A 13848-nucleotide genomic window follows, 5' to 3' on the forward strand; every position below is an offset into this window, starting at 1 on the left:
GAAATCCTTGGCTCAGGTTGCTGCAACGGAGTGCGCGGAGAGACTGCGGCGCTCGATCTGCTTGACTGACAGGTGCATCCAGACGAGCGAGACGATGATGATGGCAAAGAGCAGCAGGAAGCAGCTGGACCATAGGCCAGTCATGTCCTTGAGGTAGCCGAAGGCGATCGGCAGGACGAAGCCGCCAAGGCCGCCCATCATGCCGACCAAGCCCCCGACCGCGCCGACGCTATCGGGATAATAGGCGGGGATGTGCTTGTAGACCGCTGCCTTACCGAGGCTCATCACGAAACCGAGAGCGAAGATGACGACGATGAAGACGGCGGGCGTGATGCCGGTCGAAGTGCTCGTCGCGGCAGGGAAAGACAGGATGAGCGTCGCGACGGCGGCAACGGCGAACATCACATACATGACGCTGCGGGCGCCCTTCTTGTCCGAGACTGCACCGCCGAAAGCACGGAAGATACTGCCGGGGATCGAATAGGCAGCGGCGACCATGCCGGCCGTTTCGAGATTGAAGCCGTAGACGCCGACCAGATAGCGCGGAAGCCACAGCGAGAGGGCAATGAACCCGCCGAAGGCAAAGAAATAGTAGAGCGAGAAACGCCAGACCTGCAGGTTCTTCAAAGGCGCGAACTCCTTTGCCAGGCTTTTGGGCGCGCGCCCGTTCTGCTGGCGATGGCGAAAGGCAGGATCGTCGGTCGTGGTGAACCAGAAGATGACCGCCATCAGCGCCAGGACGCCAGCCCAGATTTGAGCTACGGCGGGCCAGCCCCAAGCCAGCAGGACAAATGGGGCAGCGAACTTCGTGATGGCTGCACCGACGTTGCCAGCGCCGAAGATGCCGAGCGCCGTTCCCTGTTTCTCTGCGGGAAAGAACGGCGAGACATAGGCGATACCAACGGCGAAAGTTCCCCCGGCAAGACCAACGCCGAGACCTGCAAGCAGCATCTGCGCATAGGTATGGGCATAGGAAAGCAGGAATGTTGCAACAGCAGCAGCCAGCATTGTGAGCGTAAAGACGAGGCGCCCGCCGTAACGCTCCGTCCATATCCCGAGAACGATGCGGACGAGCGAGCCCGTCAACACGGGCGTGCCGACCAGCAATCCGAACGCGGCTTCGCTCAGACCCAGATCCTGCTTGATACGAATGCCGATGATCGAAAAAATCGTCCAGACGGCAAAACAGAGGGTGAAGGCGACCGTGGAGATCCAGAGTGCCTTGGCGGGTTCGTTGGCGGATATGGATTGCGATTTCTCTATGACAGACATGGCTTCTCCGAGGCCCGACAAGGTCGTGCCGATCCATCGTTGCGGTTGAAAACAAAAAGCCGCTGCTCAGGGTGCACGGGCACGGAAGGTGCGCGCGTATAAACCTGGTCAGCGGCTTTGCTTGAGGCGCCCGTCGTTGGACACCGAAATCCTGTGGCCCATGGGGCCTGGTAGTTTTAGATGCAAGGCACGTGCCAAGTTTAGAACTGCAACGTTTTCAGCGATTTCGATTGAGATGCCCGCCGCCGGCACAATGCCATGCCGCAAAAGCGGTCGCATAAAATGCCAAAAATTGTGCAGCGCTTATAAATTAGGCTTTGAGCACGCTGCGCCTTTGAGCGGCAACATAGTCGTCCACACGGTCGGGATCGAAAAGATTGCCGTCGAAAAAGCCGTCAGGCCCCAATGTCAGCGAACCAGTTGAACCGACGGGGGTCTCAATTTGCAGCGCGCCTTCGACCTTGGCACTTGCCGCCGGCATCGCGATACCGAGCGTCTTCAGTGCTTCGCGGTAGATATCGGGACGATAGGTATTGCCGGCGACCTGTTGATGCGAGGCGCTGTGGGCAATCTGCTGCCAACGTACCATCTGGGTGTAGAACCAGAGGGCGTGGCTCTTCCAGGGGAAGGTTGCCGCCTTCGCGTTCGGAACGAAGAAGTCCTTGATGGTCCTTGTTTCGCCGCTGCCGATCGGCAAAACGCCTGTCAGCGCCGGCAGCAGCAATTCGGCCGGCCGATCGATGTAGATCGGTGCGGCGAGAAGAGTTGCGAGCTCCTGGCGGTTGCCTGGGTCGGCGCACCACAGCGAGGCCTTGTAGAGCGATCGCAGAAGCGCCGCCAATGCTTCCGGGTGCGCGTCGCCCCAACGGCCGTTCACGCCAAGCACTTTTTCCGGGCTCGACTTCCAGATCTCCGCCTTGACGGTTGCCAGATGCGCGCCGCGTTTCAATATGCCGAAGCTGTTCCACGGCTCGCCGACGCAATAGCCGTCGATCGCGCCCTCCTGAAGCGCATCGCCCATATCGGGAGGCGGCACGACGAGAATCTCGATCTCCCGATCGGGATCGATGCCGCTCGCCGAAAGCCAGTAGCGGAGCTCGTAGTTATGGCCGGAATAGGGATGAACGACGGCAAAGCGCAGCCTCTCAGCTCTGGATTCCGAAACGACCTTTCGAAGCGCCATTCCATTCGTGCGGGCGTCGAGATCGTCGGTCGCTCCATGAGCGACCATTTGGCGCCAGAGTTCGGCGGAGACAGTCACGCCGTTGCCGCCGAGACCGAGTGCCATCGGCACGATCATCCGCGGTGCCGGCGCCGTCAGCCCGAGATTGCAGGCGATCGGCATCGGCGCAAGAATATGGGCAACCTCGAAATGTCCAACCGCCAACCGGTCCCGGATCGTTGCCCAGGAGCGTTCGCGCACGAGCGTCAGGTCGAGATCTTCGCCTGCCGCAAATCCCTTCTCTTTTGCGACAACCAGAAGTGCGCTATCGAGAAGAGGCAGGAAGCCGGCGGTTATCTGATAGCTGTCGCTCATACATCTTCTCCCGGATCGAGAAGGCTTGCGGCCGTGATGAGGCTTTGCGCAATCTCGACAATCTTCCTGTTCTGGTTCATGGCGGTCTTCCGCAGCAGCCCGTAGGCGGCTTCTTCGGAGAGACCGCGCGAACGCATCAGCAGCCCCTTGGCGCGATCGATCACCTTGCGGTTTTCGAGCTCGCCGCGCGTCTCCTCCAGTTCACGGCTCAAGCGTGAGAAGGCGTTGAACCGACTGATTGCCATCTTGAGGATCGGCCGCACACGCTCCTGCTTCAGCCCGTCAACGATATAGGCAGAGACCCCGGCTTCGACCGCCGCTTCGATAGAGGCTTCATCCGACCGATCGACGAACATGGCGATCGGCCTTTGAACCGCGCGTGAAATCTGGAAGAAGCTTTCGAGCATGTCGCGGTTCGGATTTTCGAGGTCGATCACGATCACATCGGGATTGATCTCGGCAATGCGTCGAGCCAGGCCGTGCATGTCATCGATGATCGTCACCCGATCGTAGCCGGCCTCGCGCAGCCCGACATCGATGATCGAAGCGCGAATTCGATTCTCGTCTATGACAAGGACATTGAGACTGCTGTGCTTCATCGGCAGTACCATGCTGATGTCAAAACCTGGATTGCAGTGGGCTCAGGAGCGCATCACCGGACGACATGATTTCAAGCACTCCGCTGGCCAACTGCTTCGTAGCGCTTCCAATATGTAGCAGTTATAACAGGCAAAAAGCATAGAAGGTCAGTTTTAGCAACCTCGGCGTATTTTCATCCATCCAGCCCGAGATCAAGGGATGGTGGGTTACGTCGCCGACATGCAGAGATACGAGATCCGCGCGAATTTTCTCGCCCCCGAAATCCTGTGCATATTTTCACAATGGCTGAGAGAATGACCAATTTTCCGCCAACCGCCCGTCCTCTATCGATTGGATGAAGCCGAGGAGTGGGGAGTAACCCGCGCCGCCCCTGAGAACCTAAGCGTCGTGGAAATGCCAAACGGTCGACGGTCCCTCCCCACCCCCCAATCGAGACGTAAAATCCAAATAGATACCGGTGCTGGGCCCGCTGTGTCGTGGGTGCGTCGCCTAGTTCATCTTGCTGTGAATATCTTCGTGAAGCATTCTGTGCGGCCACCTGTCGTGAAACGTTGGTTTTTGCGACTTCGAAAAATTCAGTCGTAAAACTGTCGCTTTAATTGAGATTTTTGCGACAAGGGCGGGGGAACGGATGCTGCATCACATTTCGTTTGGTGTCTCGAACATCGAAAGATCAGCCGCGTTCTATGACGCGGCTTTTGCGCCGCTCGGCTATATACGAGTTTGGGAAGACCTAAATCCCGACTCAGGCCAAGCGGTTGGCTACGGTCCTCCTGATGATGGCGACAAATTCACCATCAAACTTCGAGGGAAGGATGCTCGGTGTCCGGGGCTGGGTTTCCATCTTGCCTTTGCCGCTCCCAGCCGAAACGCCGTCGCCTTGTTCCACGAGGCAGCACTGGCTCATGGCGGTCGAGACAATGGAGGGCCAAGTCTACGGCCTCATTATGGACCTAACTATTTTGCAGCCTTCATCATCGATCCCGATGGATACGAAATTGAAGTTGTTTGCAAAGCACCTGAATGATCGTGTCGCACAAATCCTGATTTTCGCGACAAAATAGGGATCACCGATTTTTCAAGGGAATATCTGTCGCAAACTTCTCGTCGTTGATCCGATCTGTCTGCTCCCTGAGCGACACGCCACCCACAGCCCGCTGACGAGAAAAGTCGAATACTGGCGCCCCACCGCAGTAAAGGCGGCTGCCGTATCTCGTTTCCTGCTTGGTCAAAGTCCCGCCAGATAGCGAGTGAGCTCCCGGGTCGTCATGACGCGGGCGAGTGCTGCGCTTTGCCCAGACCACATGTTGCTGAAATCCGAGCGGCCCGCCTTCTCAGTGATGGCCCGTAAGGGAGTGAGAGCGCCGCCCGCGGTCGGAAACGCCGGCGCGATGTCGGCGAGCGGCCCGATCTCTTTCATCAGCCGGTTCATGAATCCGCGGGCCGGCCGACCGGTAAAGAGGTTGGTCAGCGCCGTCTTGTCATCGCCGCCAGCAAGCAACGCCTTGCGGTGGAATTCGCTTACCTTCGCCTCCGGTGTCAGGAGATAGGCCGTGCCGACTTGAACCGCCGACGCACCCAGTGCAAATGCAGCATTAACACCTCGCGGATCGGCGATGCCACCGGCGGCGATCACAGGAACGTTCACCGCATCTACGATCTGCGGAACGAGAGCAATCGTGCCAACCTGGGTACCCATGTCGTCGCTCAGGAAGTTCCCGCGGTGACCGCCGGCCTCGTAACCCATCGCAATCACGGCATCGACTCCGTGGTCGGCAAGCCATCGCGCTTCCGCAACCGTTGTCGCGGATGCGATAATCTTTGCGCCCGTGGCTCTTACCCTGCCGAGAAGCTCAGCATTCGGCAGGCCGAAATGAAAGCTGACGACCTCTGGTCGATACTTTTCGACCAAGCCGCAATAAGTGGCGTCGAACGGCGCACGATTGGAAGACGGGACAGGATCGGCTGGGTTCAAACCGAGTTCGACATAATAGGGTGCTAGCGCCGCCCGCCACTTCATTTGAGCGGCAGCGTCTGGTTCCGGATCGACGTGACTGAAGAAATTGACGTTGATCGAGTTGCGGGTTGCGGCGCGGATCTGATCCATCGCCTGCGTCATCTGTTCGATCGACAGCATCGCTCCGGGCAAGGACCCGAGGCCGCCGGCCTCACTCGCCGCAATCACCATCTCTGGTGTGGTGGCACCGGCCATGGGCGCTTGAATGATCGGCAATTCTATGCCGAAGAGTTCGAGGATGCGGCTGTCTTTCCAGTTGGCCATTGGTGGGCACTCCCTTCCACTGTGCGGCGCCGGCCGCATCCTAGATTGTTACTTCGCCTTGGCGGCAGCCTGCTGCCGGCGATATTCCGGCGTTGTCACGCCGCCCACGCCCCAATTTTCCAGTTCTACCTCATCGATCACGACAAAGGTCGAGTTATGTGGCTTGCCCATGACCTCGAACAAAAGGTCGCTGACGCCCTTGATCAGGGCCTTCTTCTGCTCCGGAGTCGTAGCACTGGCACCTGGCGCAGTCCCTTCACGTGTCACCTTGATATTGACGTATGGCATGGTCTTCACCCTGGTTCTGTCATTCGGCCGCTTTGTCCGACGTGACGGTTGCTGATCTTCGACAGCAACGGTGTCATTGCCGTCGCATTCCAACTTGCAGGCCCGGTCAATGTAGGCCGGCTCCGATGTCGGGCAATCGTCAGCTCGACATGGAAATCTACTCGCCCGAAAAAGCCGACCGGGGCGGCGGACCATCAACCGCCCCGGTGCCGGCATTGTTGATCAGCGTATCGACGCGACCGAAGCGCTCGATAGCCGTATCGACAACCTTCTTTGCGACATCCCGGTCACCGATATCGCCCGCAACCGCAATCACACCGTCATCGCTGGACGGCTTGATGTTGCGGGAATTGGCGACGACGAGGAAACCTCTTTCGCGGTAGCCTTGCACGAAACCTGCGCCGAGGCCCTGCGATGCGCCGGTGATGATGGCGACTTTCTGTTCATTGCTCATGGTATGCTTCTTTCCTTGTTTGACTGATCCGCCACACGGGCACGGGATCAGCCGGCTTCGAAAACAACCGGCTTTCCCTTTTCGAAGAGGGTCAGACGGTCGGCGAGTTTGAATGTCGAAAAGGTCTGGGCCAGTTGATCCTGGCTTTCCCGGAAATGGACCCAGCCTTCGTTATGGGCGGCCACCAGCTTCGCTCGTGGAAAGGCATGTGCCGCCTCCAGCGCGTCTTCGCTGCCCATTGTCATGTGAAAGCGTCCGCGCGGCTCCGCCGCGCCGGTAAACATCAGAACGACCCTCGGTGAAAATTGTCGCGACACCTCCGCAGTGCCGTCGAACCAGACCGTATCGCCGGTGACATAGATGAGATCTCCCGGCTTCTCGGCGCCGAGAGCAAAGCCAACCACGTCTCCGGAAATGGGCTCGATCCCGACTGGACCATGGCGGGCCGCCGTTGCCGTCACGAACAGCCTCTCACCATCCTGTCCTTCGAAACCGCAGGTTTCGAAGGGCGCTAGGCCAATCGCGTTGCCGCCAAGCCGCTCCGCGCCAACCTTGGTCGTGTAGATTCGACCGACCGTCGGCAGCATGGCGCGGCCGGACGCGTCCAGATTGTCGTAGTGCTGATCATGGCTCAGCAGAACGGCATCGAGCTTGCCGATTTTCTCAACGCTCAGGGCGGGACCAGACGTCTTTTCAAACCGAACTGGTGTCTCGCGGTAGAGCCCCGGTGGATCGAACGTTGGATCGGTCAGTATCCGGAGCGAACCATATTCGATCAGGACGGTCGGACCTCCGATCAGTGTCAGTTTTAGATCTTTCAATGCCATTTGAGCCAGCCTCACTTGGTTACCGACTGAAAATAGTACGCTGGCATTCTGTGTGTAATTCGCTATTATTTCTCAATGGCTGATAAAAAACGCACAGAGCCAGATTGGCAGGATGTCCGAGTATTTTTGGCGCTCGGCCGACACGGCAGCTTGTCCGCGGCGGCGCGGACCCTGTCGGTGAACCACGCCACCATCGCGCGGCGCATCCGATCGCTGGAGACTACCCTCGGCGAGAAGCTGGTCGAGCGGCGACCCGAAGGTTATGTGCTGACACCTGCGGGGACGCAGGCGCTCGCTGCAGCCAGCGACATGGAAACCGCGATCCAGACGCTTGGCCGAGGCAACTCCGACGGCTCCCCCAAAGGCCTGGTTCGCGTCAACGCCCCGCCCGGCCTTGCGCTGGGCTTCCTTACTGAACGCCTGGCTGCCATCCCGCATGAATTTCCGGGGTTGGATATCGATCTTGCGACGGATCTGCGGTCCGTCAGCCTGGAACGGCACGAAACGGACATCGCGATTCGCCTTGGCCGGCCACAAGACGGAGACTTGATGGCCAAGCTGCTCTTGTCGATGGGGTTCGGGTTCTACGGCACTCCGAAGGCCTGCCGACATGTAGAGGCAGGCGGCGAACCCCTCTTCATCGGCTTTGACGAGGCAAACTCCTACGTGCCGGAGGCTGCCTGGCTCGCCCGCGAGTTCCCGCAGGCGCGACTTGTGTTTCGGGCAAACAATCAGGTAGCGCAGGCCATGGCGGCAAGGTCCGGTATCGGGCTGGCTTTGCTTCCGAATTATATCGGCAGGTCGGATCCGAAGCTGCAGCGCTGCTTGTTCGATCCCGCGCCGCCGCCACGCGAAATCTGGATGCTGACGCGCCGCCAGGACCGAAAAGACCTGCCAATTCGTGCTGTTACCGATTATGTCGCGCGCATATTTGCTGAAGAGCGATCGCTATTTGATGCGTGAGCACATGCGTTCCACCGACCCGCACCACCGCGCTTGCACCTTGGGGGTCGGATCGCCTCGACCAGACTGATCAGTCCGGCGCTCCTCGACGTAGTTGGCGACCGTCACTTTTGTCTGAGGATTTTTTCATTTCTGTCGATGATGAGCGCCTTCGTTGCGTCTGACGCGTTGGGACCGGGCTCGAAGCGAATCTGACGAAAGGACAGTCGTTCGCCCGACTGGGCAATAATCGATACAGGCTCGACGGCTTCGCGATACGCTTCGTCAACCAGCGAAATATGCGGCTTTCCACCGGGAGCGAGCCATTTGTCACCCCATTGCTTCAGCACGACAAGGACAGGGTAGAGCTCCTCGCCCTTACTGGTCAGTCGGTAGCCGCTGATGCCCGGCTTCTCGGGAAGCGGGAAGCGCTCGATGATGTCGAGTGCGGTCAAGCGCTCCAGCCTTGCCGTAAGCACGTTCCTCGCGATGCCAAGCCGTTTTTGAAATTCATCGAAGCGCATGGAACCGTATGTGCACTCCTGAATGATGAGGAGAGACCACCATTCCCCGACTTCGTCGAGGGCGCGGGCCAGTGAACAGGCCATGTCGGAGAGGCTTTTTCTTTGCATGCGCTGTTTATATCAGAATACAGTTGCGTGAAGCAACTCTTTTGCGTGGTTTCATGACGCAACTTCGCTGGGGACGATCCCTGCGTCACAATTTCAGTTTAGGAGTATCGCCATGGATCGGCGCCTTCTTATGTTGGCTCTCAGCATGTTTTCGCTGGGAACCGGCGGCTTTATCGTAGCCGGGGTCCTGCCCCAGATTTCCAACACATATGGCGTCACGGTCGGTGCGGCTGGTCAGATGACCACGGCCTTTGCGTTGACCTACGCGGTCCTGGCGCCGCTGGTGACCGCAGCGGCCGCCAGCGTTCCGCGCAAGCGCCTCCTGATCTCCGGGCTTATAATCTTCGTTCTCGCAAACATTGCTACCGCCCTCGCCCCAACCTACGAGCTCGCGCTGATCACGCGTACGGTCGCAGGGCTTGGAGCCGCAATGTTTGCGCCGACGGCAACCGGAGCGGCTCCCATGCTGGTCGCCCCGGAGCGCCGCGGTTACGCCCTGTCCGTTGCTGTCGCGGGTTTGACCTCTTCGACCGCTCTTGGTTCACCAATGGGGGCCATCATCGGAAGCTTCGTGGATTGGCGCTGGGCCATGGTATTTGTCGCGGTGCTGGCGACTATCGCCACCATCGGCGTCCAGGCCTTCATCGGCGACATGCCGCTTTCGCCCAAGGTGTCGCTCGCCAAGCGTTTTGCTCCTTTGACGGACCCGCGCGCCAGCCTGACGCTCGTCGGGACCCTCTTGAATCTGGCGGGAATTTTCGTTGTCTACACCTACTTCCCGGTCGTGTTTGATCGCGCTCACGGAGGCAATGCGATCACGCTTGCCTGCCTGCTTGTCCTGTGGGGCCTTGATGGCACTGCATCAAACCTTCTCGCGGGCCGTCTGATCGACGTCGTCGGCAACAGGAGGGTTCTTGTGCTTCTCCTTGTCGTCAGCGTCGTCGTCACCGGGTTGCTTCCGCTCGCCGGAGCAAATCTGCCGGCGGCGACCATTGCGATCGCGCTCTGGGGTGCGTGCGGCTGGGGCATCCTCGTTGCGCAACAGCATAGACTTGTGACGGTGGCCCCGCATGCCGCGCCGATGGTGCTGGCGCTCAATACATCCTGCACCTATCTCGGCATTTCCGCCGGCGGCGTATTCGGCGCGTTCTTCATCCCGACGATCGGCGCCCACAATCTCGGCCTCATCGGTGGCGCGGTGACACTGGTCGCTTTCGGGATCGTCGAACTGGCGACCTGGCGCATCAACGCAGCAAACACCTCGCACAACAGCGAAGTGGCTGCTGCCTGATAAGCCCTCCATGGCAAGCGCAGAGCGACCGCGATCAAACCTACATTTTCCCCTCCCCGATCGTGAAAGCAGCCTCATGCAATCGCGGTGGGGAATCAAAAGCCCGTTGGAGGACTCCCTTGGGCTGCATTGATGCAATGAATGTCTTCGTGGGTCCCTCGACGAGCGAAGTCTGTCGCGAGTTGCGCTTCGTATTGGCCCCTCGCCGTCGGCCGTCAGCTGAGGGGCCTTCGCGCCGATGAGGCTCAGTGACCATCGATCATGCCGCCGTCGACATGGAGGATCATCTCTCACGTGGAAGATCCAGCTGCCTCCGCCTCGACGAACCGAAAACGGACTTACCGACTTGTCTTTCATCGCGCGGATCGGCGCGGTTGTTCCTATTTGCCGCGCTTCTTTTTCGCTGACGCACCTTGCCCATCCGTGTCGAGCGCTGCAGCATCGAGGGCAAGGGCCGAAGGCTTGGCCAAGCCAATCTCTTTCGTGATGGCCTCCGCCGTCGAAAGCACGGCCCGCCTGATCTCCTCGATCCTCTTCTCGTCAACGCCGGCGACGAAGGGAACGCTGACGGCTGCAATGACGGTGTTTTCATAGTCGCGCACCGGAGCGGCGATCGCGTGAACGCCGGACATCTGCTCGCCCATGTCCCGCGCCCAGCCGGTGGCGCGGATGTGTTCCAGCTCTTCCAACATGCGATCAGGATCGGAAATCGTCTGGCTGGTGAAGCGCTCGAGCTTGGTCAGCCGGCGATCGATATCCTCCTGTGCGGAGAAGGCCAGAAGGACCTTGCCGGCGGCGCCGGCATGGAAAGGCAATCGCTGGCCGGCCGCGGCCGTCAGCGCATATTGACCATGGCCCTGCGCGGCCGCGACGACGAGGATATTGTCGCCTGATGGAACCGTGAGCTTGCTGCCCTCCCCTGTCAGCTCCGAGATCCTGTTCAGATGCGGCTGCGCGATCGCCAGCAGATCGTAGCTCGCGACATTCGGCGCCACATGGGCGGCAAGAGTGAGAAGACGACGCCCGAGCGTATAGCTGCCGGCGGGCGAGCGATGGACGAAATCATAGGCACTCAGGGTGTTCAGCATCCGATAGACGGTCGTGCGCGAGAGCTTCACCGCCTTGACGACGTCGCGGATCGTCGCGCCCTCGGGCGTGCGTTCCAGAAGCGCGAAGACCTCCACCATCTGCTCGATGACAGGGATGCGATATTTCTGGGAGGCGTCTTCACTGATCTCGTTCATTCGGAACCCTGGTTGGCCTGATCGGGCGATGCTTTGCATTCAATAAGCAATGCTTTGTTTTCGCGCAATCGCGGCTCGTTTCGGTTGACTCCAGCATCAAAATTTCGATAAATTCATAAATGAACCTGTATCAGTTCAAATGTAAACAAGGCGACGAATTGTCCGATCTGATCGGTGGTCGCCTTGGCGCGGCGGAGGAGTGTCGCGTTTCCCGGGGAGCAGGGCCTACAGAGGAATTCAACGAGGAGGATGTGAAATGAAGAATGTGAAAGCGATCGGACATATTGCGGTCAGCGTAAAAGACATCGAGCGGTCGATGGATTTCTACGTCAACAAGCTCGGCTTCGAGGAGATGTTCAGGCTGGAGCGTGACGGCCGTCTCTGGATCGTCTATCTGCGCATCACCGATACGCAGTTCATCGAGCTCTTCCCCGACGGCGTTGGCGACAGCGCGCCGCCCTTTGCCAATGTCGGTTATAACCACCTCTGCCTCGAGGTCGATGATATCGATGCCGCGATTGCCGAAATTACGGCGCGCGGCGTGACGCTGACGGCGGAGAAGAAGCTTGGCGTCGACCACAATTACCAGGCCTGGATCGCCGATCCCGAGGGCAATCGCATCGAGCTGATGCAGCTCGGCGCAGATGCCATGCAGACGGCCGCGATCCGCCGGATCAAGGGACAGGCCTGAGCCATGGATCTGTTCAGACATCTCGGGCATATCGCCCTGCGCGTGAACGATCTTAACAAGTCGCTGGCCTTCTACCAGAAGCTCGGCTTTCGCGAGATGACGCGCCTGCTCAACGATCAGGGGGAGGCGTGGATCGTCTACCTCCGGATCAACGACGACCAATATCTGGAACTCTTCCCGAAGGGCGTGAAGCGGCCGGAGACCGGCCCGGATGTGATTGGCATCTTTCATATTTGCCTCACGGTCGAAGATATTGACAAAACGTTCGAGGAGCTTGCGAAGGTCGGCATTCATCCCAGCCAGCCGCGCCCGACGAAAATCGGCATCGATGGCAACCGGGGCGGCTGGATCGAAGACCCCGACGGCACCCAGATCGAGGTCATGGAAATGGCGCCTGACTGCATCCAGTTGAAGGCGATCGAGAAGCTCCGCGCAGAAACCGTCTGACTGGATGCGAACGGTTGCTATGGACAAGGAGGCCGCCTCGATAGGGCGGCCTTCTGCTGATGACGGCCAGCAAGACTCTACGATCAGAAGATCTGATCGTAGGCATCCTGCATCGCATGGATGAAATCGTCATCCGTGCGCTTCGGGTCGCTCCAGTACTTGTCGGCCTCTTCCCAGATCGTCCGGTACCAATCGGCATCGGCGGTATTGAACGGGTTCGAGACCTGCTTGTTCGGGTCCTTCAGCGTATCCAGCACCAGCTTGTTGCAGGCATCCAGATTGGTCGTATCGGCGTCGGTCCGAACGGGGCTTGCGCCCTTCTTCAACACGAAGTCCGCATTCAGCTTCGGATCGACATCGAGCCTGGCGAAGTCTTCCTGCGCCTTGGCGGTATCGGCATTGCCGGTGTTGAGGAAGCCCCAGGCATCGACAGTCACGACGACCGCCTTGGTGCCGGGAATGTTCATGCAATCGAAATCGGTGCCGAGCTTCTTGTTGGCCGCCAGGAATTCGCCCTTCATCCAGTCGCCGTGGATCTGCAGCAGCGCCTTGCCCGTGATGACGAGGTTGGTCGTGTCGTTCCACTGCCGATTCGGCGAGCCCGGATCGGTGTGCTCGGCGATCTGGCGGAAGCGTTTCAGCGCGGCCCGCATTTCCGGCGTGTCGATCACGCTCTTGTCAGGCTTTTCGCCGTAGAAGCGATCATAGATCTGCGGGCCATCCTCGGCCGCGATCAGCGCCTGCAGCAGATAGGCCTTCTGGAACTGGTCGCCGCCCTGGGCGATCGGGATGTAGCCGGCCGCCTTCACCTTGTCGAAGGCAGCGAAAAGATCGTCGAGCGACTTCCAGGATTTCGGATCGACGCCGACGGCGTCGGCGACATGCTTGTTGTAATAAATCATGCCATCGATATGCACCGTCGCCGGCGCCTTCATGATCTCGCCATCGACGGTGATGTTCTTCAAGACGGAGGGCGGAAAGTTCTTCGTGGCGCCGATGCTGTCGAACAGCTTGGTCAGCGGCACGCCGAGGTTCTGCTTGTTCAGATCGCGATAGATACCTGGGTCGGAATTCATGAAGATCGCGGGCGGATTGCCGCCGGTGATCATGTTCATCAGGCTGACATTGGCGCCGGAATCGTGGGCGATGGAGAGATCCTTCCATTGGTGCCCATCTTTCGCCCAGGCGTCGCGCAACACGCCGAGTGCTGCGATTTCCGACGGTTTCGACCAGGTATGATAGACGACGACTTCATCGGCGCGCGCGGTGCCGGCAAGCGCGGTGGCCGCGAGCAGCAGGGATGCCCCCGCCAGAGATTTCCATTTCCTCATGCGTCATTCCT

The 13848-nt window shown here is 59.4% G+C and carries 14 protein-coding genes and 1 pseudogene; 5 read left to right on the forward strand and 10 right to left on the reverse strand.

All coding sequences use genetic code 11. From position 1 onward, the window contains the following. Positions 1-12: 12 nt before the first annotated feature. The 3 genes from EV561_RS15310 to EV561_RS15320 all read right to left on the reverse strand — a co-directional run bounded on the left by EV561_RS15310 (position 13) and on the right by EV561_RS15320 (position 3408). A complete protein-coding gene (locus tag EV561_RS15310) occupies positions 13-1272 on the reverse strand; it encodes a nitrate/nitrite transporter (protein ID WP_132522895.1) in 1260 nt (419 codons plus the stop codon). Positions 1273-1582: 310 nt separating this feature from the next. Then, positions 1583-2809, reverse strand: a complete 1227-nt coding sequence (locus EV561_RS15315; RefSeq protein WP_132522897.1) for a CmpA/NrtA family ABC transporter substrate-binding protein — start codon at positions 2807-2809, stop codon at positions 1583-1585. Next, positions 2806-3408, reverse strand: coding sequence for an ANTAR domain-containing response regulator (locus tag EV561_RS15320; RefSeq protein ID WP_132522899.1), 603 nt, complete (start codon positions 3406-3408; stop codon positions 2806-2808). Before EV561_RS15320 ends, EV561_RS15315 begins: the two co-directional genes overlap by 4 nt. Before the next feature lie 632 nt (positions 3409-4040). Here EV561_RS15320 and EV561_RS15325 point away from each other — a divergent pair. Next, positions 4041-4436 (forward strand): VOC family protein, encoded by a 396-nt coding sequence (locus EV561_RS15325; protein ID WP_132522901.1) that lies wholly within the window; start codon positions 4041-4043, stop codon positions 4434-4436. Between the two features lie 201 nt (positions 4437-4637). On the opposite strand, the gene EV561_RS15330 is transcribed toward EV561_RS15325, so the two are convergent. The 4 genes and pseudogenes from EV561_RS15330 to EV561_RS15345 all read right to left on the reverse strand — a co-directional run bounded on the left by EV561_RS15330 (position 4638) and on the right by EV561_RS15345 (position 7259). Next, a complete protein-coding gene (locus EV561_RS15330) occupies positions 4638-5690 on the reverse strand; it encodes a nitronate monooxygenase (protein ID WP_132522903.1) in 1053 nt (350 codons plus the stop codon). 48 nt (positions 5691-5738) lie between these two features. Next, entirely contained in the window at positions 5739-5978 is a 240-nt protein-coding gene (locus EV561_RS15335) for a 4-oxalocrotonate tautomerase family protein (RefSeq protein ID WP_132522905.1), read from the reverse strand. 208 nt (positions 5979-6186) lie between these two features. Continuing rightward, a pseudogene (locus tag EV561_RS15340) lies at positions 6187-6432 on the reverse strand (SDR family NAD(P)-dependent oxidoreductase); the annotation flags it as partial. 47 nt (positions 6433-6479) lie between these two features. Then, a complete protein-coding gene (locus EV561_RS15345) occupies positions 6480-7259 on the reverse strand; it encodes an MBL fold metallo-hydrolase (RefSeq protein ID WP_132522909.1) in 780 nt (259 codons plus the stop codon). Positions 7260-7334: 75 nt separating this feature from the next. On the opposite strand from EV561_RS15345, the gene EV561_RS15350 reads away from it, so the two are divergent. Then, positions 7335-8222 carry a LysR family transcriptional regulator gene (locus EV561_RS15350; RefSeq protein ID WP_132522911.1) on the forward strand — a complete coding sequence of 296 codons (888 nt, stop codon included), beginning with the start codon at positions 7335-7337 and terminating at the stop codon, positions 8220-8222. 104 nt (positions 8223-8326) lie between these two features. On the opposite strand, the gene EV561_RS15355 is transcribed toward EV561_RS15350, so the two are convergent. Beyond that, a complete protein-coding gene (locus EV561_RS15355; protein ID WP_132522913.1) occupies positions 8327-8833 on the reverse strand; it encodes a helix-turn-helix domain-containing protein in 507 nt (168 codons plus the stop codon). 112 nt (positions 8834-8945) lie between these two features. Between EV561_RS15355 and EV561_RS15360 the strand changes: the two genes are divergently transcribed. Continuing rightward, complete coding sequence (locus tag EV561_RS15360) at positions 8946-10124, forward strand: MFS transporter (protein ID WP_132522915.1); 1179 nt, start codon at positions 8946-8948, stop codon at positions 10122-10124. A gap of 380 nt (positions 10125-10504) precedes the next feature. On the opposite strand, the gene EV561_RS15365 is transcribed toward EV561_RS15360, so the two are convergent. Next, positions 10505-11368: an IclR family transcriptional regulator gene (locus tag EV561_RS15365; protein WP_165927813.1), complete on the reverse strand. Its 864-nt coding sequence runs from the start codon at positions 11366-11368 to the stop codon at positions 10505-10507. A gap of 256 nt (positions 11369-11624) precedes the next feature. Here EV561_RS15365 and EV561_RS15370 point away from each other — a divergent pair, with 256 nt between their 5' ends. Further along, complete coding sequence (locus EV561_RS15370) at positions 11625-12059, forward strand: VOC family protein (RefSeq protein WP_132522919.1); 435 nt, start codon at positions 11625-11627, stop codon at positions 12057-12059. 3 nt (positions 12060-12062) lie between these two features. Next, positions 12063-12506, forward strand: a complete 444-nt coding sequence (locus tag EV561_RS15375) for a VOC family protein (protein WP_132522921.1) — start codon at positions 12063-12065, stop codon at positions 12504-12506. Between the two features lie 83 nt (positions 12507-12589). Here EV561_RS15375 and EV561_RS15380 read toward each other — a convergent pair whose 3' ends face one another. Next, positions 12590-13837 (reverse strand): ABC transporter substrate-binding protein, encoded by a 1248-nt coding sequence (locus tag EV561_RS15380; protein ID WP_132522923.1) that lies wholly within the window; start codon positions 13835-13837, stop codon positions 12590-12592. Between the last annotated feature and the right edge of the window lie 11 nt (positions 13838-13848).

The organism is Rhizobium sp. BK376, assembly GCF_004341625.1.
Lineage (GTDB): Bacteria > Pseudomonadota > Alphaproteobacteria > Rhizobiales > Rhizobiaceae > Rhizobium.

What these genes read in the sequence shown, in the direction of transcription:
- EV561_RS15310 (WP_132522895.1), bottom strand. Translation starts at nt 1,272, where the DNA reads ATGTCTGTCATAGAGAAATCGCAATCCATATCCGCCAACGAACCCGCC.
- EV561_RS15315 (WP_132522897.1), bottom strand. Translation starts at nt 2,809, where the DNA reads ATGAGCGACAGCTATCAGATAACCGCCGGCTTCCTGCCTCTTCTCGAT.
- EV561_RS15320 (WP_132522899.1), bottom strand. Translation starts at nt 3,408, where the DNA reads ATGAAGCACAGCAGTCTCAATGTCCTTGTCATAGACGAGAATCGAATT.
- EV561_RS15325 (WP_132522901.1), top strand. Translation starts at nt 4,041, where the DNA reads ATGCTGCATCACATTTCGTTTGGTGTCTCGAACATCGAAAGATCAGCC.
- EV561_RS15330 (WP_132522903.1), bottom strand. Translation starts at nt 5,690, where the DNA reads ATGGCCAACTGGAAAGACAGCCGCATCCTCGAACTCTTCGGCATAGAA.
- EV561_RS15335 (WP_132522905.1), bottom strand. Translation starts at nt 5,978, where the DNA reads ATGCCATACGTCAATATCAAGGTGACACGTGAAGGGACTGCGCCAGGT.
- EV561_RS15345 (WP_132522909.1), bottom strand. Translation starts at nt 7,259, where the DNA reads ATGGCATTGAAAGATCTAAAACTGACACTGATCGGAGGTCCGACCGTC.
- EV561_RS15350 (WP_132522911.1), top strand. Translation starts at nt 7,335, where the DNA reads ATGGCTGATAAAAAACGCACAGAGCCAGATTGGCAGGATGTCCGAGTA.
- EV561_RS15355 (WP_132522913.1), bottom strand. Translation starts at nt 8,833, where the DNA reads ATGCAAAGAAAAAGCCTCTCCGACATGGCCTGTTCACTGGCCCGCGCC.
- EV561_RS15360 (WP_132522915.1), top strand. Translation starts at nt 8,946, where the DNA reads ATGGATCGGCGCCTTCTTATGTTGGCTCTCAGCATGTTTTCGCTGGGA.
- EV561_RS15365 (WP_165927813.1), bottom strand. Translation starts at nt 11,368, where the DNA reads ATGAACGAGATCAGTGAAGACGCCTCCCAGAAATATCGCATCCCTGTC.
- EV561_RS15370 (WP_132522919.1), top strand. Translation starts at nt 11,625, where the DNA reads ATGAAGAATGTGAAAGCGATCGGACATATTGCGGTCAGCGTAAAAGAC.
- EV561_RS15375 (WP_132522921.1), top strand. Translation starts at nt 12,063, where the DNA reads ATGGATCTGTTCAGACATCTCGGGCATATCGCCCTGCGCGTGAACGAT.
- EV561_RS15380 (WP_132522923.1), bottom strand. Translation starts at nt 13,837, where the DNA reads ATGAGGAAATGGAAATCTCTGGCGGGGGCATCCCTGCTGCTCGCGGCC.